We start from the raw sequence: 25,117 nt of genomic DNA on the forward strand, positions 1-25,117 counted from the left end.
TTTTATGTCTATAACATTACCCATATATATGGATTATCAGGCAACTACTCCTACTGATAAAAGAGTAGTTGACCATATGATACCATACTTTACTGAAAAGTTTGGTAATCCTCATTCACGTAGCCATAGCTATGGTTGGATTGCAGAGGAAGCGGTGGAGACTGCCAGATCACAAATCAGTTCTTTAATTGGCGCAAATACAAAAGAAATTATTTTTACTTCTGGTGCTACTGAATCTAATAATCTTGCGCTTAAAGGTGTTGCAAATTTTTATGGAGATAAACGTAATCATATTATTACCGTTGCCACTGAACATAAATGTGTACTTGATGCGTGTCGTCACTTAGAGCAAGAAGGTTTTAAAGTCACTTATCTACCTGTAAAGCCAAATGGTATTATTGATTTAAATATACTTGAAGATAAGATTACAGAACAAACCTTAATGGTGTCAGTAATGGCAGTAAATAATGAAATTGGCGTAATACAACCATTAAAAGAAATTGGAGCAATATGCCGTAAGCATGGTGTATTTTTTCATACAGATGCAGCTCAAGCATTTGGTAAAATACCTTTAGACGTGAATGATATGAATATAGATTTGATGAGTATATCAGGTCATAAAATTTATGGACCTAAGGGAATAGGGGCGCTATTTGTGAGGAGAAAACCTCGTATACGTATAGAGCCTATGATTAATGGAGGAGGGCAAGAACGTGGTATGCGTTCAGGAACGTTACCTACACCTTTAATTGTAGGCCTTGGTTATGCGGCTTTTCTTGCTTCAGAAGAAATGACTATAGAATTTGAGCGTATTCAGAAATTAAGCGATAAATTTTATCAAGAAATAATAAATAATATAGAATTCGTATTTTTAAATGGTGATAGGATAAAGCGTTATCCTGGAAATTTAAACTTAAGTTTTTCTTATGTTGAAGGAGAGTCTTTTATTATGGCTGTCAAAGATTTAGCGGTCTCTTCTGGATCTGCTTGTACTTCTGCATCTCTTGAGCCTTCTTATGTATTAAAAGCTCTAGGCGTTGGAGATGAACTTGCGCATACATCGATACGTTTTGGTATAGGTAGGTTTACCACTGAAGAAGAAATAGATTATGCTGTAAAAGTAATACGTAATAATGTACAGAAACTACGTGATATGAGTCCATTATGGGAAATGGTACAAGAAGGTGTAGATCTATCGACCGTACAATGGGCAACACATTAATTTAATTACAAGGAATATTATATGGCATATAATGAAAAAGTAATAGAGCATTATGAGAATCCTAAAAATGTAGGTTCTCTAGATAAAAATGATATAGCTGTAGGGACGGGTTTAGTAGGTGCTCCTGCATGTGGTGATGTAATGAAGCTTCAGATAAAAGTGAATAGGGAAGGTGTTATAGAAGAAGCTAAATTTAAAACTTTTGGATGTGGATCTGCTATTGCATCAAGCTCATTAATTACGGAGTGGATTAAGGGTAAAACAATTGAAGAAGCAGGTGGGATAAAAAACTCACAAATTGCTGAACATTTATCGTTACCTCCGGTAAAAATACATTGTTCAGTACTGGCAGAAGAAGCAGTGAGAGCTGCAATAAATGATTATACAAAGAAAAATTTGCAGCAGTCTGATAACCAAGAGGAATAATTTATGTCTAAAAAAGGGGCAATTATTAATATAACTGATAATGCAGCTGCACAAATTCAGTTTTTATTAGCTAAACGGAATAAGCCATCTTTAGGTATTAGAGTAAAAGTTAAGGAAGGAGGCTGTTCAGGTCTATCTTATGATATTGAATATGCTGATGATGTAGGGTCTTTTGAAGAGAGAATAGAGGACAAAGGTGTGGTTGTATATGTTGACCCTAAGGCAGTTATTTATTTGTTAGGCACTACTATGGATTACATAGAAGAAAAATTAAAATCAGGATTTGTGTTTATTAATCCCAATGAGAAGGGACGGTGTGGATGTGGAGAATCTTTTCATGTATAGTTCTTCAATGTTTTGTAATAGATTTTTTAAATTTGTATGGAATCAGTTTATTTTCTAAATAATATGTCTCAAGATTTTTTTACACTTTTAAATATAGATATAGAATTTGATATTGATTTAAATAAATTAAATAGAAATTATTTTCAATTGCAAAAGCAGTTTCATCCTGATCAGCATGTTAAGATAGATGCTCAGGGAAAAATACAAGAGTTAGAATATAGCGCTAAAATTAATGAAGCATATACTACTATTAAGGACCCACTATCTAGGGCGGCATATTTATTGGTTTTACAAGGAATAGAAATAAACGAAAATACATATACTATTGGTGATTCAGTATTTCTTGAAAAATCTATGGAAGATAGAGAGTTATTGCAAGAAGTAGAAACATTACCTATTTTGGAAAAATTTGAAGCAGAGATATTGTCAAGACAGACTATTGCTCTTAAAGAATTTTCAGAATGTTATAAAAAGAAATTTATGATAGAAGCTACGGAGATTTATATACAATTAAAATATATAACAAGATTATTAGAAGAAATTAGCCATAAAAGAAGATTTATAAATGATGCAACTACTCACAATAAATGAACCAGCGGTTAAAAATAAACGTAATGAAACTGAGCTGGCTATAGGCATTGATTTAGGCACTACTAATTCTTTAGTGGCTGTCACTAGTCAAGGTATACCTACGGTTATTGGTAATATTATACCATCTATTGTAAACTATCAAGCAAGAGGAGTTATCACTGTAGGAAAGGAACCTGAGGATAAATTGTCCACTATTACTGTACGTTCTATTAAAAGATTTATGGGAAAAAATGCAGAAGAAATTATTTCTATGAATTTAATTAATTCTGATGTACAAAAATTAATAGTTAATGAAGAAAGGGGTGTGATAGGATTAAATATTCATAATATAGTACAAACTCCAACTCAGATTTCAGCAGAAATTTTAGGCCATTTAAAAAATATTGCAGAGAAAGCCTTACAAAGACCTGTAACAAAGGCTGTGATAACTGTACCAGCCTATTTTGATGATGCTGCAAGAAATGCTACTAAGGAAGCAGCAAGATTAGCTAATTTAGAAGTTCTGCGATTATTAAATGAGCCAACAGCTGCAGCCCTTGCATATGGTTTAGATAATAAATTAGAAGGTATATATATAGTGTATGATTTAGGTGGAGGCACATTTGATGTATCCATATTACGTATGACTCAAGGAGTGTTTCAAGTGATTGCAACTGGTGGAGACACCCTGCTTGGAGGAGATGATTTTGATAATTTGATTTTACAGGCACTATTACGTAATTTAGGTAGTAATGCAGAATTAGATATTGCTGCTCTTAAGTTAGAAGCTAAATCTATTAAAGAACTCTTATCAACGGAGCTATCAGTTATCAAGCAATTTAAAGTAGATAACAGTATGATAGATTTTAAAATAACTAGATCAGAATTTGATAATATGATTAGCAATCATGTTAATAAAACTATCTATATTTTAGAGCAGGTATTAAAAGATGCAAAATTAGGCATAAATGATATTTTAGGTGTGATATTAGTAGGTGGTGCTACGCGTATTCCTCTAATTAAAGCTAAACTTACAACATTTTTTAATCAAGAACCGTTATGTGATTTAGATCCAGATAAGGTAGTTGCTTTAGGGGCGGCTTTGCAAGCAAAGAATTTATCTATAGGCTCAGATCATTTGTTGCTTGATGTCACGCCTTTGTCGCTTGGTGTTGAAATGATGGGAGGAGTGGTAGAAAAAATTATTCCACGCAATACTCCTATACCAGTTAGTTATTCACAAGAATTTACTACCTATCAAGATGGTCAGACAGGGATGAAATTTCATATTGTACAAGGGGAACGAGAAATGGCAGAGAATTGCAGATCTCTAGCACATTTTGAACTGAATAATATACCACCGCTACGTGCAGGTGTAGCTCGTATTAAGGTAACATTTAATATAGATGCTGATGGAATACTAACAGTACATGCAGTTGAAAAAACTACTGGCATAAAACAAAAAATTATTATAAAACCAACATATGGATTGCATCATGAAGACGTAACTAAGGCTTTATATGATGCAGCAAAGCATGCAGCTCAAGATATAGAGGTAAAATTATTAGTAGACTTAAGGATAAAAGCTAACAAACTTTTAGAAGACGTAAAAAGAGCAGATTTAATAAATAATAATTTGTTAAGTCTTGTAGAAAAAGAAGATTTGCGTGATATTATCGCAAAACTAGATCAAGCTTTAAATAGTGATGATCGAGGGTTGATAGATAATAATATTCTTATTTTTGAATCTATGGTTAACCCTTTGATTTCAAAGATTACAAATCAATATTTAAAACAGGCTCTGAAAAAACAGGATACACATGATACTACAAATTAGGATAAAGGAATAAAATATATGCCTAAAATTATATTTATTTGTAAGGATGGCGCGCGAAAAGAGGTAGATGCGCCTTTAGGGCTATCAGTACTTGAAATTGCACATAAAAATAATATAGAATTAGAGGGTGCATGCGAAGGATCGCTTGCATGTTCCACATGTCATGTTATAGTAGATTCTAAATATTATAACATGCTTGCAGAGCCTTCGGAGGCAGAAGACGATATGCTTGACTTGGCTTTTGGATTAACACGTACTTCAAGACTTGGTTGTCAAATAATAATAACTGACGAATTGGATGGTTTAACTGTTACATTGCCTGCTGCAACAAGAAATATGATGCCAAAAACTTAATTAGGATATAACTTATGCGTAAAATGCGAATCAGTATATTAGTATTATTAATTATTGCTAGTATAGCTTATAGTTCTGTATGGTTCTTTTCAGCTACTGCCATAAAAAACAATATTTTAGCAAGTTTAAAACACTTTAAAGAGGAGCGCAAATTTGATATTGCGTATGAATCTGTTAGTTTAGGCGGGTTCCCTTATCATATAAAAGTTACCTTCAAAAAACCTGTGATTACTTTATATAAAAGTGCTGTAGAGTTGTTGTCTATGAATATGCCGACATTGACGATTGCGTCTGATTTATTAGGTAAACAATATGAGATATTAGAGAGTAATGATATTCAATTTAGCGTCAATAAGAAGATATATAGTTTGAATTATAATGCTCCCCCAACAATTAAAGTAGAATTTAATCATTCTCCTTTATTTAGTAAATTAAAAGCAGGAGAAGAGTATAAATGGTGGAACAATGTTAATGCTATTGATTACAGTGATAAGGGATACAAAATATTTGATCGCGCTAACCAACCTGTATATGCAAGTTCACATACTGGTTTTAAGGTTAAACATAATATATCTCCTACATCTAATACTGTGGATGGTAATATTATATTTAAAGATTTTGTATGCTTAACTAAGGGTAAAGTAATAAAATTTGATTTTGATACAGGTATGGGAGTAGAAATTATACATAACGAAAATAAGGAAGATATAGCTCCGTATGATCTCATTAAACTTAGTTTAAAAAACTATAATCTTATTGCAGAAAATTTTACAGTGAAAGCTTCTGGGGAGTTTCAGTCTTCTAAAGAAGAATTTACACCTTTAGGTAAGTTAAATATCGATATTAGTAATTATAATAATTTACTTGAACAGTTATATATAATACTAAATATAGAAAATCAAGAAAAGTTTGCCAATTTGTTAACAGAAAAAATAGCAACTGTTAATGGTGATAATTTATCATTTAGTATAGAACGTAAATCAGGTGGTATGTTACAAGTAGGTAATATTACTATGCCTGAAATATTAGCATATTTTTTAGGGGCGAATAATCAGTGAAATATTGGTTAATATTATCATTTGTATTTATAGTTTCATGTAGTGATATTGAATCTATAGATTCTTTATTAGGAAAAAGTAAGTCATTATTTAGTAATACTAAAATGTCACAAGAGGACTCTTTACTAAAAGAGGCACTAATAAGTGAGCAGTATGGAGATTATAAAAGATCGGTTGATTTATATAATAAACTAATTACATTGTATTCAAGCAATAATAAATATTTGCTAGGAAAAGCAAATAATTTACGCTTTGATAAACGATGCAAGGAGGCCTTAATTACTTATGATATTATTTTAGCAAAGATAGATAATAAAAATAAAGATTTTTTAACTGTAGAAGAAGGTAAAGGCCTTTGTTATATGCAAGAAGGTTCGTTTGATTTGGCGCTCGATTCCTTTAAGCGTGTTATAAGTGAAGATGCAACTCGGTGGAGGGTTATTAATGCGATAGGGGTAATATTTGCTTTAACAGGGCATGATAATGAAGCAATAGAATATTATAATTTAGCTTTGTCTATAGAACCTAACTATATTATACTAAATAATTTGGGACTTACTCACGCCTTAAACCACCAATTTTCTGAATCAATTAATAGTTTTAGGAAGGCACTAGAATATAGTGAACATAATAATTTGGTTAAAAAAAGTATCACACTTAACTTAGCTTTAGTATATGGATTATCTGGACAAATATCTAAGGCAGAAGAGATATCGAGACCTTTCTTAAGTGAAGAGCAGTTAAATAATAATGTTAAGATATATGAACGTCTTGCACAAGATAAGAAATTGACCAAATCATATATTGATAAGGCTTTAAAACCATAATTTTGGTAAACTCAATATAGAAATTATTAATATAGTTCTTTGAATATTACTCATAATTGCGGTAATAGGTAGATTAATTTTAGACAAGTAATTATATTGATTTTTAATGTAAAATTAAGTACTTTCGAGTAAAATTTATTAATTAAGGTATAGTATTATGGGTTTTAGTTTTTCTCATTTGGTGGTGTTATTATTGGTAATTTTAATAGTATTTGGTGCTGGAAAATTGCCTAAAGTTATGGGAGATCTTGGAAGAGGAATTAAAAATTTTAGAGATGGTATAAAAGGGGAAGATAATTCTGATAAAAAACTAACTCATGATTATGACAAAAATAACTTAGAGTAATATATAGTTATATGTTAAATTATTTAAGTCATATATTTAAGCGTATTATTTTATTGTTTATAATACTAGTGTTTTCTGGTATTATAGGAGTATCGAGTGGCTTAATGTATTTTGGTAGGGAATTACCCGATTATCAACAATTATCTGAGTATAACCCTTCTCTTGTAACACGTTTATATTCTTATAATAATAAATTACTTGCAGAATATGCCATAGAGCATAGAATTTTTACTCCTATTGATGAAATACCAGATTATGTAATTAATGCTTTTATTGCGGCTGAAGATAAAAATTTTTATGATCATCCTGGGGTGGATATTACAAGTATTGCAAGAGCTTTTATCCAAAATCTTGCTAATGTAAATCAAAATAAAGGACTCGTAGGAGGTTCTACTATTACGCAACAAGTGATTAAAAATTTTTTATTAACAAATGAAAAATCTTTAACTAGAAAAATTAAAGAAGCAATTTTATCTTTTAGAATTAGTAAAGTGTATTCTAAGAAAAGGGTACTAGAGTTATACCTAAATCAAATTTATTTGGGAAATGGGTCGTATGGGGTAGCTTCTGCCGCATTAAATTATTTTAATAAAACTTTATCTGAATTAACAATAGAAGAGGTAGCTTTTATTGCTGCTATGCCTAAGGCGCCTAGTAATTATGATCCTCGTAAAAATTATGAGAGAGCTAAAATTAGGCGTGATTGGGTAATTGATAGGATGCTAGAAGATGGATATTTATCAGAAGAAGAAGCTCGCAAATCTATTGCGAAGCCTATTGTTCTTAATGCAAGAGATAAAAGACAGATAGTACAGGCTGATTTTTTTGCTGAAGAAATACGTAAAACACTTACTAGCTTGTATGGCACAAAAATTTTATACGAAGGAGGGCTAACAGTAAAAACTACATTACATCCTCAATTGCAAGTTTTTGCTGAGCAAGCGTTTAAAATTGGTATAATTAATTATGATCAGCGTCATGGATACCGTGGGCCTTTAAAACATCTAGATACTATTGATAATTGGCTAGTAAAATTAAAGGAGGTAGAGTTAGAAAAAAACTTGTACCCGTGGACAGTTGCAGTTGTATTAGGTTTTAAAGCTGGTTACGCTATTTTAGGAATGAGTGATGGTACAAATACCACGATGTTACCTCTAAAAGAGATGATGTGGGCAAAAGCTGGAATTGTCAAACCTTCAGACTTATTAAAAATCGGTGATATTATAGTGGTAGAAAAGTATAGCAATCATAATACGGCTACATTGCGTCAAATACCTGAAGTGAATGGTGGAATAGTTGTATTGGAGCCGGTCACAGGTAGAATATTAGCTATGGTAGGTGGTTTTAATTATGATCAAAGTAAATTTAATCGTGTAACGCAGGCAAAAAGACAATCTGGATCAGCATTTAAACCATTTGCATATTTAGCAGCGCTTGAAAGTGGATTTACACCAGATAGTATTATACTAGACGGTCCTATAGAGTTGTCGCAGGGACCAGGATTGCCTATGTGGCGTCCTAAAAATTATACTGGAGATTTTCTTGGTCCTACTACGCTGAGAGTAGGGTTAGAAAAATCTAGAAATACTATGACTGTACGTCTTGCTCAAATCTTAGGTATAAAGAAATTAGTAGAAATAACTAAGAGATTTGGTATAGAGGAGAATCCTACTTCTAATTTTTCATTAGTACTTGGAGCAGGTGAAACTACATTGTTAAATATTACAAATGCTTATGCAATGATAGCTAACGGGGGTAAACGTATAAAACCTTATATGATTGAATATATTCAAGATAAATTAGGTAAAACCATATATAGGCATGATGATAGTACATGTGAAATGTGTTATATAGAAGATAGTAATGCATTTAACATTATTCCTCCAGAAGTTAAAGAAGAGCATGAATTTGTAACAGATCCGCGTACTGCTTATCAAATGATTTCACTACTTGAAGGTGTAATACAAAATGGCACGGGGAGAGGGGCAAAGAAATTAGGTAAAATTGTTGCCGGTAAAACAGGTACTACTAATGATAGTAAGGATGTTTGGTTTATAGGTTTTTCACCTGGTTTAGTGGTAGGTACTTATTTGGGATATGATCAGCCTAAGAGTTTGGGTAGTAGAGAAACGGGGGCAACTAGTGCCTTACCAATTTTTGTAAATTTTATGGAAAATGCCTTAAAGGATCAGGAAAATAAGCCTTTTATTATACCAGAAGGAATAAAATTAGTCAAAATACATAACGAGAGTAGTGATTCTACGAATACTGAAATATATGAAGCATATAAGGTTGGCACAGAACCAAATGATTCTTTAAACAATCAAGGAACAACTTATAGTCCTTCTATTATGGAGGGAACTGGAGGTATTTATTAATTTATTATAGTTTTTTGATTTAAATTAATATATATGTTGCTTATGATTTTTTATAATTAACTTTAATTGAAGAGATATATTTGGAAGTGAATAATCTTGCACTCTTGTAAAGGCGGATTGAGCTAAATGTTCGGCCTGCTCACGCTTAGCTATTAATTGTATTAAGAATTCTGCTATTTGGTTGTAATCACCGATTGGTGCTAACAAAGCATCTATATTATGTGTAGCTATATCCAGAGCGCCGGGCGTCATGGTAAGCACTGATGGTTTACTATATTTAAATGCTTCTAGGATTACTATACCAAAACTTTCTTCCGAAGATGTTAGACAAAATATATCTATAGATTTATAAAATTCTTCTTTATTATCAACCCATCCAATTAATGTTACATAATTCTCAAGCCCTAAATTTATGATAATTTTTTGGAGCAAATTTTTACTTTTGCCCTCTCCTGCAATTTTTGCTTTAAAGGGTATATTTTTCAATTTTATTGAATGTAAGGCTTGTAAAAAAATATCTATACTTTTTTCATCCGATAATCTACTCATTAATCCTATAATGGGTGGTGTTCTAAATTTTGGTTTTGTAAATTTAGTAGATCCAATCTCAATCATATTAGGTAAGATGTATATAGCTTTTGATGGTGCATCTAAAGTAGCATATAATTTATTATGCATATCCTGTGTTAATACGATGATAGAATCTGCTCTTAACAAAGGTTTAAAATTATAATTATGGCTTACAGCAAACCAATGAGGACGTGTTGTTATTCTTTTAACTAGATTAGCGGCCCTACCTCCATGTGTAATTATTGCATCAGGCTTATATTTATTTATCAAATTACGTAATGCTAATATAGCTTTAAAATCGTATTTACTCCAATTATAGATACTCTTATAAGGAATATCTAAATAAGGTTTAACGAGCGCCTTAGGATGAATTACCGGTAGCACTTCAAAGTCTTGATGTTTTAGGGCTATATTATAATCAAGAAAAGCTTGTTCAATACCACCTAGATATTTTTGAAACATTATATTGAGAATTTTCATATTGTATGTTTAATTAATATAAAATATTAAAAATATATAATGAATGAATTTTTATCAATAGTTATAATATTTCTTTTATTGTTCAACCTTTTCTATCAGCACTTTATCAATTCTGTTTTTATCCATATCGATCACTTCAAATCTATAGCCGTGAAATATAAAATGATCTCCAGCGCGGGGAATTTGGGAGACTTGAGCTAATATAAAACCAGCAATAGTATGAAAATTCTTACTAATATGTAGATCTTGCATTCCAATACATTTCATAACCTTATCAAATTCTACTTCACCATCAATCAGCCATGTCCCATCTTCTCTTATTGTAATGGTAGCTTCTTCTATATCTTCAGCATCTGCAAGATCTCCTACGATTGCTTCTAAAATATTTGTAGCAGTTATAATACCGCTAACAGTTCCATATTCATCAACAATAATAGCTATATGAAGTGTAGATTCTCTTAAAAAATCAATAATTTTTAAAGCTGGAGAATTTTCAGCAAAAAATATTGTGTTAATTATGAGTGCTTTTAGGTCTAGTTTATTTTGTATCATGAGTTGATTAGCTATATCCTTAGCTTGTGCAATACCCAGAACCTGGTCAAGATTACCATCACATATAATAAAGCGCGAATAATTGCTTTGTAATATTTTCTTACGTATACTATTTTCCGAATCATTCACATCTATCCATTCAATTTTGATTCTAGGAGTCATAAATGACTTTACCGATTTATCTGCAAAACGCATTACTCCTTCTATCATATCTTTTTCCTTGGGTTTGAGTATGCCTGCCTCTGAGCTTGCAGTAATTAATGCTTGTACCTCTTCTTCAGTAACCTCTGGTGTATGGTGCGTAGCTATTCCAAGGCATTTTAGTAATATGCTAGATGAGATTTCTAAAAACCATACAATTGGTGATGCAAAATGCGCTATATAATTAAGTATTGGAGCACAAATTATGGAAATAACTTCAGGATAACGTAAAGCAAGTCTCTTAGGCACTAATTCGCCTATAATTAATGAAAAATAAGTAATGATAATAACTACTGTAGACATAGCAATAGTTGTGCTAGTATTTTGTGATACCATAGTTCATGAATATATTAGCCAATTTTTCTGATAAGGTAGCGCCACTAAAAGCTCCTGCTAAAATCCCAATAAGAGTAATACCTATCTGTACTATAGGCAAAAATTTACCTGTATCTTCTGCTAGTATTAAGGCTATTTTAGCATTTTGATTACCTTCCTCAGCTTTTTTCTTTAATATGGGTTTACGTGCAGAAACTATTGCGAGCTCAGACATAGCAAAACAGCCATTGAGTATTATGAGTATCGCGATCACAAATATTTCAAGAAACATATAAATCAACTCTTGATAATGCTATTTTAAATTGCTTTTGTTATATATTATTTAATAAAAGTAAATAATATTATAATAGTTTTGTAAATCTTGTCTTCATAACTATTACTTTTGCTGTTCGCTTTTATCGTATATAAATATAAATTAAAGTAAATTATATATAGTTTTTAATTTAAATTATAAAAACTCTTTTTTAACATGTGTACAAAAAATTATGAATAGCGAGAATAAAAAACGGTGTATCTGGGTTCCTATTAATAATCCTCAATATATTGATTACCATGATCAAGAATGGGGAGTACCAGTGTATAATGATAATAAGCACTTTGAAATGCTTATACTTGAAGGGGCTCAAGCAGGTTTAAGTTGGGAAACTGTTTTAAACAAAAGAGAAAATTATTATCAAGCCTTCAAGCAGTTTATACCTGAAGAGGTAGCAAGCATGATGGATCAGGAATTAGAATTTCTGTTATGTAATCCTGGTATAATTCGTAATAGACTTAAAGTATTCTCTGCTCGTAAAAATGCTCAGGTATTTTTAGATATTCAAAAGGAATTTGGCTCTTACAATGATTATATTTGGCAGTTTGTTCAAGGTAAACCTCTGATCAATTATCCCTCTTCGCTAAAGAATATACCTACACGTAGTTTAGAATCGGATCTAATTTCTAAAGACTTAAAAAAACGTGGTATGAGTTTTGTAGGTACGACCATAATATACGCATACATGCAAGCAGTTGGGCTTGTAAATGACCATATGGTAGGTTGTTTCCTATGTAATAGGAAATAGACGAATATGTTTTGGAGTGTAAAACTAAGTTGGGTTCAGAATTAATAAATATAGATTTAAAAAGCAAAACCTATTAACTGCTTTTTTGAATGCTAAAATTTATAATATAGAGCACAACTTAGCTTTAAAATGTTTAAGTAGTATAATAACCGGTATGATTTCCTACATATTCTATGAGACTCATCGTTAAGTTATGGGCTATATCTAAATCAAGTCTATACATATCGTATTACTGTGCATTGGTATGCTATAAGAGTCTATGAAATTTGAATATATTTGATCATGTGGATGATTTTGATGTAATTCCCATGCTACGCTTACTAAAGGTACCATTACAGATAAAGCGCCTAGAACTGTAGGTGCGTATGGTATCATCATAACAGCTGTTGGTATTGATATAGATAAGCCAATACTAGTGTATATATGGTCTTTAACCTCTTGTGGGTCATAATAATTTTCTTTATTAAGAGTCAAGTCGTAGCCAAATAAAGATACAACAAATGTAGCATTATCTTGAGTTTGGCTATAATTATGATCACTTTTTGGTATATTAGAATCTATATTATCTTCACCAATTAATTCATCTACCAGGAGTGGATTAACTTTGCCAACTGAATTAATTTTCTGGGCCTCGTTACCTTTTGCAGTATTTAATGATTCTTTATCATTTATAGAGGGAGGTTGGCTTGTATATAAATCGTCTGGAGCTTTAGTTGAAGGTGGGGTTTTGCTATTATCTGTAGTATGTTTGTAAGATATTTCATCATCTTCATCAATTAAACGTTCTTCTATTTTTTGAATTTTTTCTTTAGCATTTAAAGTGTTTTTATTATTAGTAGCAAGAAACTGATGCGTATATAAATCATCTGGTGCCCTAGATGGAGAAGGTGTTTTACTATAATCTGCAGTATCTATTTTTTGGTATATTTTATCATCGTCTTCTTCTTGACTAGTAAATGGAGTATCACTATCCATTTTTGATTTTATATTATTTGTGGCAGGTGTTTTACTAGCATCTGCTAGATCCGCTCTTGTAAATATTTCATCATCTTCTCTATCTTCATCCACTAAGCTGTCTGCTGTTTTGTGATTATTTTTTTTGATATTTAGGGGTTCTTTGTTTAGAGCAATAGGTTCTTTTCTATCTAAATTATCTGTGGCTTTAGTTGGGGCAGGGGTTTTAGTAGCATCTACCAGATCCGCTCTTGTAGATATTTCATCATCATTTGTATTCTTAGATCCGGTAGAATCTTTTGATCCTAATCCTATAGTATCTAGAATTGTAGTAAAGACAGACTCGATTCCAGAATTTGCAACATCTGTTCTTTTAGAATTACTGTTTGCTTCTAAATTATTTAAATTTGTTTGGCTTAGCTTCTTTGTCTTTATATCTTCAGTCATATTATTACACTCCACTTTATAGTAATTATTAATAATATTTCTTACCCTCTTAACATGTCTTAATTTAGCTGTCAATCAGATTAGCGCTTACATATAAAGCATTATCTATAAAAAAAATATATATATGGCATTAGATGATATTAATGATTTTATATACTATTTATTTATTTTTTAATTAAAATTTAATACAGCTAGAAGTTAAGCTATAATAATTGTGAATAATCTGCTATATAGTAATTGATTTGAATTCGGGATGCAATTAGCTTAAAGCTCTCCTATTATTTGTGGGCTTCGCTTATTGCTCATAGTCCCAAATACAACTTAATTTACTATAATGGGAATCAAGATTTAAAAAGGAGAATATACGTGTCAAATGTAATAGTGATAGGATCCCAGTGGGGTGACGAAGGTAAAGGTAAAATTGTTGATTGGCTTTCTGAACGTGCTGATATTGTTGTAAGATTTCAAGGTGGACATAATGCTGGTCATACATTAGTTGTTGATAATAAGGTATTTAAATTAAGCTTATTACCTTCTGGTATTATTAGACCTAATAAATTGTCTATCATAGGTAACGGTGTGGTAATAGATCCTAGTGCATTACTTTCTGAAATAACACTGCTTAAAAGCCAAGGCATAGAGATTTCTCCAAAAAATTTAATTGTTGCTGAAAATGCTCCTATCATACTCAATTTACATAAAAATGCTGATCAAGTTATTGAGCAAGAACGTGGTATGAATAAAATTGGTACCACAGGGCGTGGTATTGGTCCTGCATATGAAGATAAAATAGGTAGGCGAGCTATAAGAATATGTGACTTATTTGATCTGCATTCTTTAAGTGAATATGTGGATCACTTACTTATATTTCATAATGCATTGCGACGAGGATTTAGTACTGATACTATTGATAAAGTTTCTATCATGCAGGAATTAAAAGAGATACGTGATCAATTAATTCCATTTATTCAGCCAGTATGGAAAATACTTAATGCAGCGCAAAATAGCAGAAAAGCTATTTTATTTGAAGGTGCGCAAGGAGTTATGCTAGACGTAGATCATGGAACTTATCCTTATGTGACGTCTTCGTCAACTGTAGCAGGACAGGCCTTTATTGGCTCTGGTATAGGGTTTAATAAGGCTACTTATGTACTGGGTATTACTAAAGCATATACTACACGCGTGGGTAGTGGGCCTTTGCCCACAGAACAAAACAATGAAATTGGAACATTACTTGGTACTATAGGGAAAGAGTTTGGTACTGTCACCGGTAGAAAACGTAGATGCGGATGGTTTGATGCAACGTTAGTAAAACAAGCTGCTAAAATTTCTGGTATAGATGGTATTGCTCTGACAAAACTAGATGTGTTAGATGGTATGGATAAAGTTAAGATAGCTATAGGCTATAAATATAATGGCCAGCTTTATGACTATTTACCTGCATCAAGAGCTATACAGGCACAAGTACAACCTATATATGAAGAATTGCCAGGCTGGGATTCTAATACTCAAGGAGCTCGTAGTTTTAAAGATTTACCAGCTAATGCAATAAAATATATTAGGCGTATAGAAGAATTAATAGAGGTACCCATGTCCATATTATCTACAAGTCCGGAACGTGAAGACACTATATTAGTACGTGATCCATTTATGATATAGTATATTTTAGATAAGTCTTCACGTGTTTTTGCTAGAAATCCAGAGTTTTGATATGAGATTGGTATATAAAAAAATAGTGTATAGTAAATTGATTTGAATTCGGGATATTGTTGTATCAAAGTTCTCCTATTAATTGTAGGTTTTACTTATCGCTCCTAGTCCCATAAGATTAAATTGAAAAAATAAAATTTACAATTAATTAAAAAGTTATATTTACGCGCTATTATACACTGCTTTTGATGCACTACTCTAATATATAGATTTAATATATAGATTTTATTATTTTTGGGCAATTACAGTGGGAAACATCGATTGCTTATCATAAATAATCTCTAAAATACGAAATCCAACTTGCTCTAATTGATAGCGTATTTGTTCTTCTGTACGAAATGTTTGCCACTTTGCTTGTAATATATCTACAAAAATAGCTTTTTGCTTAATAACATCGTGCATGGAAAAATTTTTCCAAGGTGAGTCAGGAGTTAAAGTAGGAGGTAGGGTTAGAAAGCTAGTTATTAAATAACCATCTTTAGATAGTGCATTATAGAGCTTTTTATATAATTCTATTACTTTTGTATCATTTGGTTCATAAATATTTAATCCATTACTAGTAATTAAATCATATTCTTCAGAAGAGGATAAATTCCAGGCATTTTCTAGTTTAAAACTTACATTGACATTTTTATTGTATGTCAAAGAATTTTCCTCAGCTTGCTTCAGAGAAAGAGGATCAAGATCAATCCCTACTAATTTGATATTTTCTTTACCTGTATAATCTAAAGATAGTAAGTCATCCATTAGGCCACATGGTATAGAAGCAAGAGTCATGTTTGATTTTAGTATTTCATTTGTTTTTTGCTTAAAAATAGAGAATCTTTCTTGAGTTGCTAAAACAGCAGGAGCCTTATTGAATACCCAATATTCAAGTGAATTTTGGTTAAGGTTACTGTGGTCTCCTAGGATTACATATTGTGTCCAATAACCATTTAAGCCTTTGTTTTGTAGTAAAAATCTACCTAATTCAAAACCTATTATCTCTTGTAATAAAGAGATTTCTTCCTCAAGAGGCAGAGCTAAATTATGACTTGCTCTTAGGCGTTTTTCAGTTGCTTGAACTATATTGTGATCAAAATCTAATTCTAGATGACTAGCATACTTAGTATTTACAATATTTATACAATCTTGTTCCATATTATACTCTCATTTAGTAATGGTATTATAAATCATTAATATCTATATAACATGAAAAGTAGGTGTATTACAACGTTAAAAATTGTTGAGATATATTGTATTTTTATTAATACTTTAGAGCCAAATATATTTTAAACTAAAAAGCTATGTTAAACTTTAGGTCTTATAAGTGCCACCTACAGTAAGCTTATCTAGAAGCAATGTAGGTTGTCCTACTCCAACAGGAACCATTTGTCCATTTTTAACGCAGGTACCAATGCCTGGATCGAGTTGTAGATCATTACCCACTGCTATAATTTTAGTTAGGACATCTGGTCCATTACCTATTAATGTAGCACCTTTAACTGGTGTAGTAATTTTACCGTTTTCAACTAAATATGCTTCTGAAGCAGAAAAAACAAATTTTCCTGACGTAATATCAACCTGTCCTCCACTAAAATTCACAGCATATAGGCCTTTTTTAACTGAACTAATAATATTTTCTTTAGAAACATTACCAGGTAGCATATAGGTATTAGTCATGCGTGGAAAAGGTTGATGAACAAAACTTGCTCTACGCCCGTTACCAGTCGAGGTTTTATTCATTAATCGTGCATTCATGCGATCTAACATATAAGATTCTAGTATACCATTGGAAATTAAAGTTGTTTTTTGGGTGGGAGTGCCTTCATCATCAATATTTAGAGAACCTCTTCTGTTTAGGATAGTACCATCATCAACTACTGTAACATTTTGTGCTGCAATTTGCTTACCTTGTAATTCTGAAAAGCTTGAAACTTTTTTTCTGTTAAAATCGCCTTCTAAACCATGTCCTATTGCTTCATGTAATAAAATACCAGGCCATCCTGCGCCAAGTATAATTTGCATTTCTCCTGCAGGTGAAGGCACTGCTTCTAGATTCACTAAAGCTTGTCTTAAAGCTTCATTTGCATAATATTGCCATTGCTCTTTTACAAATAAATCGTGATACTCTACGCGGCCGCCTGCACCATAAAATCCTCTTTCCATCTTGCCATTTTTTTCTACAATTACGGAAATATTCAGCCTAACTAAAGGGCGTATATCTAGAACTTTAAAACCACCTAATTTAATAATTTCTATATTTTGCCATTCTCCGAGTAAGGATATTGAAACTTGTTTTACATAAGGATTTTGTCTGAGATAACTATCTATATACTGTAGTAATTTAATTTTACTATTAAAATCTTTAGTTTCAATAGGATTTAGCTGAGGATATAAAATAGAATTTTGTTTAAGAGTTATAGTATTATCTATGTTGGTATGTAGGTTACTATTGCTATGAACTATTTTAGCAGCCTGAGTAAGAGAATTAAGATTAACTTTATTAGCATAAGCATAACTTGTAGAATCACCTATAGTTGATCTTAATCCAAACCCGCTGCTAATAGTATATGTAGAATTATGTAATTTACCATCATCGAAAGAAAATAGTTCTTTTTGAGTATATTCAAGAAATAATTCTCCATCATCGCTATTTAATAAGGCATCAGTTACTATTGTTTTAACAGTTTCTTCATTCAGATTATGGTATTCACAAAATGAGATAGGTGACTGATAGTTTAAAGACATATATACTAACCTTTTAAATTAATTTATTAGTGAATTAAATATAAAGTGTATTAATAATTTATGGTAAAATTTGACGCCATCCAAATATAAATATATTATTATATTTGATTTAGCAATGAGAGTTTATTGTGTAGTATAGACATTATTAATAATGTAAATATTAATCATTTGTTACTTGGTAATATTAAAAAATATTTTCATATTATTAATATCTTAATATAAGCTATAATATAGCTTATATTAATTATTATAAATCTTTTTTATAAACGTAACTAAATAAATATTGATTATTATCTAATCTACGTTATAATTTAAAACTTTTATGTAATTTTGGATAAAATCTATGCAGTCATCTACGTTACCTAAAAAACTTGGACAATTTTTTGTATATTTTTTGAAGCAGCAAAAAATTGGCTTTATCTTGTTATTATTTACAATGACTAGTTGGTCTGTACAAGAGTCATTCTTTCCTTATTTTATTAAGGTAATTGTAGATGCAGTTTCTGTTTATGATGGAGATAAGTCTTTAATTTTTTCTTACTTATCTGGTAAACTTATTATAGCTTTATTATTCTTACTATTTATAGAGATAAACTTCCGTACAAATGATTTTTTGATGTGTAAAGTGTATCCTAGATTTATGTCTAATATGAGGGCTACTATTTTTGACTATGTTCAACATCACTCTCATAGTTTTTTTGTTAATAACTTTGCTGGTACCATTGCTAGTAAGATTGCGAGGTTACCCGAAGCCTCTCAGAAAATAATAGATGAATTTATTACAGTATTTTGGCCTGTTACTATTACTATTATTATTAGTTGCATATTATTGTTTCTTGAAAAACCTTTTTTTGCATATGTAGTTATTGTCTGGTTTATTTCCCAAATAGCTATTACTTTAGCTTTTTCTCATAAGTGTCAATCTTCATCGATGCACAGATTTAATAAGCTTACAGCATTAAATGGTAAGATTGTAGATAATGTATCTAATATTATGAATGTTCGTTTATTTGCTCGTCATAAATATGAAAAAAAATATTTAGATCAATACCAGCAAGAAGAAATGCAAGCTTTTGATAAAAGCTTATTCTATAATGCTTTGATGAAACTTTGTTTAGGTTTGTCCTCTCTCACATTTGTTATGACTATGGTAGGGGGTGCCTTATATTTTTATAGTCAAAATAAACTCTCAGTTGGAGATGTAGCGCTGATATTATCTTATTATAATTTAATAGGTCTCACATGGTTTATGTGTATGGAGTTTGTAATATTTTATGAGTTAATAGGTGCATGTAATGATGCCTTATCAGTTGTAATCGAAGATTATAATATTTTGGATGAGCCTGATGCTAAGGTTTTACAGGTTGTAGATGGTCGTATAGAATTCAAGGATGTTACGTTTACTTATATTCGTAATCAAAATGTTTTTCATAATAAATCAATAGCTATTATGCCTAAGCAAAAAGTAGGTTTAGTAGGTTTTTCTGGATCAGGTAAAACTACATTTGTAAATTTAATTTTACGTTATTTTGATGTAGTATCTGGGTCAATTCTTATTGATGGTCAAAATATATCTGAAGTTACTCAAGATTCATTACGTAATTCTATATCTATCATTCCTCAGGATCCCTCATTATTTCATAGAACATTGTTAGAAAATATACGTTATGGCAAGCTAGATGCTACGGAAGAAGAAGTTATTGAGGCAGCAAAATCAGCTTATATACATGATTTTATTATGGAATTGCCTGAAAAATATAATACTTTAGTTGGAGAAAGAGGTACAAAGCTTTCAGGTGGCCAAAGACAACGTATTGCAATGGCTAGAGCGATTCTTAAAAATGCTCCTATCTTAATTCTTGATGAAGCAACAAGTAGTTTAGACTCTATTACAGAAAGCAATGTACAAAATAGTTTAGCAAATTTAATGCAAGGTAAAACAGTAATAGTAATTGCTCATAGATTATCAACACTCTTGAATATGGATAGAATACTAGTTTTTGAGCATGGTCATATTGTGGAAGATGGCGATCATAAGACATTATTAAAACAACCTCATAGTCATTATGCTACTTTATGGAATATGCAGGCTGGAGGTTTTTTGCCAGAAAAGGAAGATTAACTAATTATAAATTTACTCTACAAAACGAAAACTTATGGATGCATTTATTATTTGACTAATGGTTAATATTATATTAAGTAATATCAAAGTTCAGAATTGGAAATTTACTTGGAATTAATAATAAAACGAAATAGAATAATTATATAGTGTTATTTATAATATTGTTTATAGAATTTCTATTCTAATATTATTAAATCTTGTTAATAACAGTTTTTAGTCTCAATTCATTTAGAACTTGGTAGAAAACACATAATTTGTTAACTAGCAATATATTACTTTCATGAAATTTGAAAAAGCTTTTACTTTTGATGATGTATTACTGAAGCCGGCATTTTCTTCCACTTTACCATCTGATGTTGATCTTTCAACCTTCCTCACTTCTAAAATTAAGTTATCTATACCTTTAATGTCTGCATCTATGGATACAGTTACAGGTAGTTCTATGGCTATTGCTATGGCTCAAAATGGTGGTATAGGTTGTATACATAAAAACCTTACTATTGAACAACAGGCATCTAAAATTCGTAAGGTAAAAAAGTTTGAATCTGGTATGGTAATTAATCCTATTACAATTAATCCAGAGGCTAAGCTATATGAAGCTCTTGCTTTGATGAAAAAGCATAATATTTCAGGAATACCTGTAGTAGAAGTAAAAGGTAATGTATTAGTTGGCATCTTAACAAACCGAGACGTACGTTTTGCTGATAATCATAATCAAGTAATATCTGAATTAATGACTCAAGATAACTTAATCACAGTACGTAAGGGAGTGAGTGAAGAAGAAGCCAAAAGGTTATTGCATCAGCATCGTATAGAAAAATTAATAGTAGTGGACGAACATAATAGCTGTATAGGACTAATTACAGTTAAAGATATTGAAAAAGCGCAAGCTTTTCCTTATGCATCCAAGGATAGTCAAGGAAGGTTAAGAGTATCTGGTGCAGTAGGTATCGATGAAGAAGGTTTTGAGAGAGCTAAGGCATTGATTGATGCGGAAGTAGATGTAATAGTTGTTGACACTGCCCATGGACATTCAGAAAAAGTATTAAAAGCTATTTCTAGGATTAAGGCCTACGATAGTAATATACAGATTATAGGTGGTAATATTGCTACTGCAGAAGGAGCAAAAGCTTTAATTGATGTAGGATGTGATGCAGTGAAGGTGGGAATAGGTCCCGGCTCAATTTGTACTACTAGGATAGTGGCAGGTGTTGGTGTACCTCAATTAAGTGCAATTTTAGATGTATCTGAAGTGTGTAAACAAGCAGGAGTTAAGTTAATTGCTGATGGTGGTATCAAATATTCGGGTGATATAGCAAAAGCTATAGCAGCTGGGGCAGATATTGTAATGGTAGGTAGCTTATTTGCTGGAACTGAAGAAAGTCCTGGAGAAATAATTTTATATCATGGAAGATCTTATAAATCTTATAGAGGTATGGGATCACTTGCTGCAATGGCTGCTGGCTCTGCTGATCGTTATTTTCAGCGTAAATCTACTAAAGGGTTAAAACTCGTTCCAGAAGGTGTTGAAGGTATGGTGCCATTTAAGGGAGCTGTAGCTAATGTTATATATCAACTTATGGGTGGATTGCGTGCATCTATGGGATATACGGGTAATTCTTCTATAGATTTAATGCAAAAGAATTGTAAGTTTGTGTGTATTACTGGTGCAGGTTTAAAAGAAAGTCATGCACATGATGTAGTAATTACTCGTGAAGCGCCTAATTATGCTGTTCATCATGGTGACGAATAATAAAGGTTGAATTATATATTTTAAATTTATTGCATAATAAAATAAGCACTCAAGCACTTATCTTGCAGTTTTTGTATATTTTAGAAATTATGTAGTAGTAAAAACAGTTTAAGTTTGATACAAAGCATGAGAAGTAAGGCCTACTAATTGCTAGGTGAACGATGAATGACGTCGTACGCAAACTCAAATCAATTTACTATAGTAGTAAAATAGCTAGAAAGGTATTATATGCATAAAATAATAGGGCCTGAAGTTTTGCCATTATCAGGAAAGCAAGCAAAGCAATTAGTGGTAATGCTGCATGGAGTTGGGGCTGATGGAGAAAATTTAATAGATCTAGCTAATAATTTTCAAGATATGTTACCAGATGCACATTTTATTGCACCTAATGCGCCATTTCCCTATGAAAATGCTCCTATAGGATATCAATGGTTTTCATTGAATGATAGAAGTGAAAAGGCTCTCTTAGGTGGTATGGAAATAGCTATGCCTATACTTAATGCATTTATTGATCAACAGCTAGAACGCTTCAATCTTTCAGAGGATAAATTAATTCTTATAGGATTTTCTCAGGGCACAATGATGTCTTTGCATTTGTCGTTTAGGAGAAAAAATCCTCTGGCGGCTGTAATAGGTTTTTCAGGTGCTTTAATAGGAGAGCAAGCTTTAGAAAGAGAATTAAATTCACGCCCTCCTGTGTTATTAGTGCATGGCGAAGAAGATAGTGTAGTACCTTTTCCTTTAATGTTATACGCTAGTAGAGTTTTACATAAGATGTCTATACCAATTACTACTTATAAATGTGAAGGATTAGGGCATATGATAAATTTAGAAGGTATAAATAAGGCAAGAGATTTTTTAAAGCAATTAATTTGATGATACGTACCTAATAAAATACTTGATCTATAAAAGTAAAAGAGTTAAAACTTAGATGCGCTTAAATAGAAGAGTTTAATTAGGTTAGAAGTAAGTTAAGTTGATAATTATAATGTAATTTATAGACATTACTATGCTTATCTATATGTCTTGTGAAATAAATGTAAGCTTTTAAGTTGCTATATAAATAATATTTTTAAGAGAAAGAAATGACGCTTGCTATAGAAGAAGTAAAAAAAGTTGCAAAATTAAGTCGCATTGGGTGTGGTGAGCAGGATTTAGGATTACTCAAAGAAGAATTATCTAAGATTCTCGATATGATTGAAACATTAAAAGAAGTTCAAACGGATCATATTGAACCTTTAATTAATGTGTCTAGGGCAACACTTTCGATGCGTGAAGATATTGCTTATAGTATAAATACTCTAGAAGATGTACTTGCAAATGCTCCAGTGAAAGAGTTGAATTGTTTTGTTGTGCCTAAGGTAATAGAATAATGATTAAATTATACACCTTAAATATAAAAGAAACTATAGAACATTTAAAAAAGAAAGATTTTACTGCTCTAGAGTTGATGGAAAGCCATATACAGGCGATGGAACAGTCAAAAAATCTAAATGCTTTTATTACAAATAACTATGAGGCATCTATAGACGCTGCTAAAGTAGCCGATAATCGAATCAAGGACGGTTCTGCTCGTGTTTTGGAAGGTATTCCTTTAGCAATTAAAGATAATTTTTGTACTAAAGATATATTAACCACGGCAGCTTCTAAAATGTTGTATAATTTTGTTCCTACCTATGAATCAACTGTTACCAGTAAATTATGGGCAGAAGGAGCAATTCTTACAGGTAAAACCAATATGGATGAATTTGCTATGGGTTCATCTGGCTTGACTAGTCATTATGGTCCAACAAAAAATCCTTGGAAAGCGCTTGGGAGCGATAAGGATTTGGTGCCAGGTGGCTCTTCCAGTGGCTCTGCTGCAGCTGTGGCAGCATATTTATCAATGGGAGCATTAGGTACTGATACTGGTGGATCTATTAGGCAGCCAGCCTCTTATTGTGGTGTTGTAGGTATGAAACCTTCTTATGGTAGATGTTCTAGGTATGGTATGATTTCATTTGCAAGTTCTTTAGATCAGGCTGGGGTATACGCTAGAACTGTAGACGATTGTGCCTTATTATTAACTCATATTATGGGTCATGATGCTAAAGATTCTACTTCTGTAAATATAGCATTACCTGATATTACTAATTTAAATGTTAGGGATTTAAAAGGTATAAAAGTAGGTATTCCTAAAGAATATAATGTTGAAGGACTTGATAATGAGATATCAGCATTATGGAACAAAGGTGCAGAATGGTTAAAAGAGCAAGGAGCAGAAATTATTGATATTAGTTTATCTCATACTAAATATGCTTTACCAGTATATTATATCCTTGCTCCTGCTGAAGCGTCTTCTAATTTATCACGCTATGATGGCGTAAGGTTTGGTTTAAGAGAAACTGGCAAAACTTTAGATGAAATGTATGAGTTAACCCGTAAAAATGGGTTTGGAAAAGAAGTAAAAAGACGTATTATGATAGGTACATACGTATTATCAGCAGGTTTTTATGATGCGTATTATAGAAAAGCACAAAAAGTGCGTTCTTTAGTAGCGCATGATTTTTGGAATAGTTTTTCTAAGGTGGATGTTATTCTTGCGCCTACAGCCCCCAGTACTGCCTTTCCTTTAGATATTAAAATTACCAATCCTGTGACTATGTATCTTAATGATGTATTTACTATACCAGCAAGTTTGGCAGGGTTACCATGTATTTCAGTGCCAGCAGGTTTAAGTAAGAACAGATTACCTTTAGGTTTGCAATTAATAGGTAATAACTATGATGAGCTTACTGTGTTGAAGGTAGCAAAAGCTTTAGAAAATGCTGCTGATTTTAAGGGATATAAGGGATAATA

General features: G+C 31.5%; 21 protein-coding genes and 1 pseudogene. 17 read left to right on the forward strand and 5 right to left on the reverse strand.

The genetic code is table 11. The features are described from left to right. The first annotated feature begins 4 nt into the window (after positions 1-4). The 10 genes from iscS (at position 5) to mrcA (ending at position 9,363) form a co-directional block, all read left to right on the forward strand. Complete coding sequence (gene iscS / locus NOVO_05090; GenBank protein ID AIL65392.1) at positions 5-1,222, forward strand: Cysteine desulfurase; 1,218 nt, start codon at positions 5-7, stop codon at positions 1,220-1,222. Between the two features lie 21 nt (positions 1,223-1,243). Beyond that, entirely contained in the window at positions 1,244-1,648 is a 405-nt protein-coding gene (nifU, locus tag NOVO_05095; GenBank protein ID AIL65393.1) for a NifU-like protein, read from the forward strand. Positions 1,649-1,651: 3 nt separating this feature from the next. Beyond that, entirely contained in the window at positions 1,652-1,993 is a 342-nt protein-coding gene (gene iscA, locus NOVO_05100; GenBank protein ID AIL65394.1) for an Iron-sulfur cluster assembly protein, read from the forward strand. A gap of 36 nt (positions 1,994-2,029) precedes the next feature. Continuing rightward, positions 2,030-2,584, forward strand: coding sequence for a Co-chaperone protein hscB (gene hscB / locus NOVO_05105; GenBank protein ID AIL65395.1), 555 nt, complete (start codon positions 2,030-2,032; stop codon positions 2,582-2,584). Beyond that, positions 2,559-4,400 (forward strand): Chaperone protein HscA, encoded by a 1,842-nt coding sequence (gene hscA / locus NOVO_05110; GenBank protein AIL65396.1) that lies wholly within the window; start codon positions 2,559-2,561, stop codon positions 4,398-4,400. The genes hscB and hscA overlap by 26 nt, the downstream gene beginning before the upstream one ends. A gap of 18 nt (positions 4,401-4,418) precedes the next feature. Further along, a complete protein-coding gene (gene fdx, locus NOVO_05115) occupies positions 4,419-4,754 on the forward strand; it encodes a 2Fe-2S ferredoxin (protein AIL65397.1) in 336 nt (111 codons plus the stop codon). Between the two features lie 14 nt (positions 4,755-4,768). Then, positions 4,769-5,812: a hypothetical protein gene (locus NOVO_05120; GenBank protein ID AIL65398.1), complete on the forward strand. Its 1,044-nt coding sequence runs from the start codon at positions 4,769-4,771 to the stop codon at positions 5,810-5,812. Continuing rightward, on the forward strand, positions 5,809-6,639 hold the full coding sequence (locus NOVO_05125; GenBank protein ID AIL65399.1) for a Flp pilus assembly protein TadD, contains TPR repeat: 831 nt from the start codon (positions 5,809-5,811) through the stop codon (positions 6,637-6,639). Before NOVO_05120 ends, NOVO_05125 begins: the two co-directional genes overlap by 4 nt. A 157-nt stretch (positions 6,640-6,796) precedes the next feature. Beyond that, positions 6,797-6,985, forward strand: a complete 189-nt coding sequence (locus tag NOVO_05130) for a twin arginine translocase protein A (protein ID AIL65400.1) — start codon at positions 6,797-6,799, stop codon at positions 6,983-6,985. Positions 6,986-6,996: 11 nt separating this feature from the next. Then, positions 6,997-9,363 (forward strand): Penicillin-binding protein 1A, encoded by a 2,367-nt coding sequence (gene mrcA, locus NOVO_05135; protein ID AIL65401.1) that lies wholly within the window; start codon positions 6,997-6,999, stop codon positions 9,361-9,363. A 24-nt stretch (positions 9,364-9,387) separates the two neighbouring features. Here the strand turns inward: mrcA and NOVO_05140 are convergent, their stop codons facing one another. Together NOVO_05140 and NOVO_05145 are read right to left on the reverse strand one after the other, a co-directional pair. Continuing rightward, on the reverse strand, positions 9,388-10,413 hold the full coding sequence (locus NOVO_05140) for a colanic acid biosynthesis glycosyltransferase WcaL (GenBank protein AIL65402.1): 1,026 nt from the start codon (positions 10,411-10,413) through the stop codon (positions 9,388-9,390). Positions 10,414-10,488: 75 nt separating this feature from the next. Next, positions 10,489-11,773, reverse strand: a pseudogene (locus NOVO_05145) (transporter; disrupted). 214 nt (positions 11,774-11,987) lie between these two features. On the opposite strand from NOVO_05145, the gene tag reads away from it, so the two are divergent. Continuing rightward, positions 11,988-12,563, forward strand: a complete 576-nt coding sequence (gene tag / locus NOVO_05155; protein AIL65403.1) for a DNA-3-methyladenine glycosylase 1 — start codon at positions 11,988-11,990, stop codon at positions 12,561-12,563. Between the two features lie 204 nt (positions 12,564-12,767). Here tag and NOVO_05160 read toward each other — a convergent pair whose 3' ends face one another. Continuing rightward, entirely contained in the window at positions 12,768-13,964 is a 1,197-nt protein-coding gene (locus NOVO_05160; protein AIL65404.1) for a hypothetical protein, read from the reverse strand. Between the two features lie 366 nt (positions 13,965-14,330). Between NOVO_05160 and purA the strand changes: the two genes are divergently transcribed. Next, positions 14,331-15,623: an Adenylosuccinate synthetase gene (gene purA, locus NOVO_05165; protein AIL65405.1), complete on the forward strand. Its 1,293-nt coding sequence runs from the start codon at positions 14,331-14,333 to the stop codon at positions 15,621-15,623. Between the two features lie 279 nt (positions 15,624-15,902). Here purA and NOVO_05170 read toward each other — a convergent pair whose 3' ends face one another. Both NOVO_05170 and tldD read right to left on the reverse strand, forming a co-directional pair. After that, positions 15,903-16,814: a hypothetical protein gene (locus NOVO_05170; GenBank protein ID AIL65406.1), complete on the reverse strand. Its 912-nt coding sequence runs from the start codon at positions 16,812-16,814 to the stop codon at positions 15,903-15,905. Positions 16,815-16,970: 156 nt separating this feature from the next. Continuing rightward, the gene (gene tldD / locus NOVO_05175) at positions 16,971-18,404 is read right to left on the reverse strand and encodes a protease TldD (protein AIL65407.1); all 1,434 of its coding nucleotides are present in this window, start codon (positions 18,402-18,404) and stop codon (positions 16,971-16,973) included. 343 nt (positions 18,405-18,747) lie between these two features. Between tldD and NOVO_05180 the strand changes: the two genes are divergently transcribed. The 5 genes from NOVO_05180 to gatA all read left to right on the forward strand — a co-directional run bounded on the left by NOVO_05180 (position 18,748) and on the right by gatA (position 25,115). Further along, positions 18,748-20,526, forward strand: a complete 1,779-nt coding sequence (locus NOVO_05180) for a Putative multidrug export ATP-binding/permease protein (protein AIL65408.1) — start codon at positions 18,748-18,750, stop codon at positions 20,524-20,526. Between the two features lie 280 nt (positions 20,527-20,806). Continuing rightward, positions 20,807-22,279: an Inosine-5'-monophosphate dehydrogenase gene (guaB, locus tag NOVO_05185; protein ID AIL65409.1), complete on the forward strand. Its 1,473-nt coding sequence runs from the start codon at positions 20,807-20,809 to the stop codon at positions 22,277-22,279. Positions 22,280-22,507: 228 nt separating this feature from the next. Continuing rightward, a complete protein-coding gene (estB, locus tag NOVO_05190; protein ID AIL65410.1) occupies positions 22,508-23,155 on the forward strand; it encodes a Carboxylesterase 2 in 648 nt (215 codons plus the stop codon). A gap of 209 nt (positions 23,156-23,364) precedes the next feature. Next, positions 23,365-23,652 (forward strand): Glutamyl-tRNA(Gln) amidotransferase subunit C, encoded by a 288-nt coding sequence (gene gatC / locus NOVO_05195; GenBank protein ID AIL65411.1) that lies wholly within the window; start codon positions 23,365-23,367, stop codon positions 23,650-23,652. Further along, the gene (gene gatA / locus NOVO_05200; protein ID AIL65412.1) at positions 23,652-25,115 is read left to right on the forward strand and encodes a Glutamyl-tRNA(Gln) amidotransferase subunit A; all 1,464 of its coding nucleotides are present in this window, start codon (positions 23,652-23,654) and stop codon (positions 25,113-25,115) included. Before gatC ends, gatA begins: the two co-directional genes overlap by 1 nt. The last annotated feature ends 2 nt before the right edge of the window (positions 25,116-25,117 follow it).

The organism is Rickettsiales bacterium Ac37b, from assembly GCA_000746585.2.
Lineage (GTDB): Bacteria > Pseudomonadota > Alphaproteobacteria > Rickettsiales > Arcanibacteraceae > Ac37b.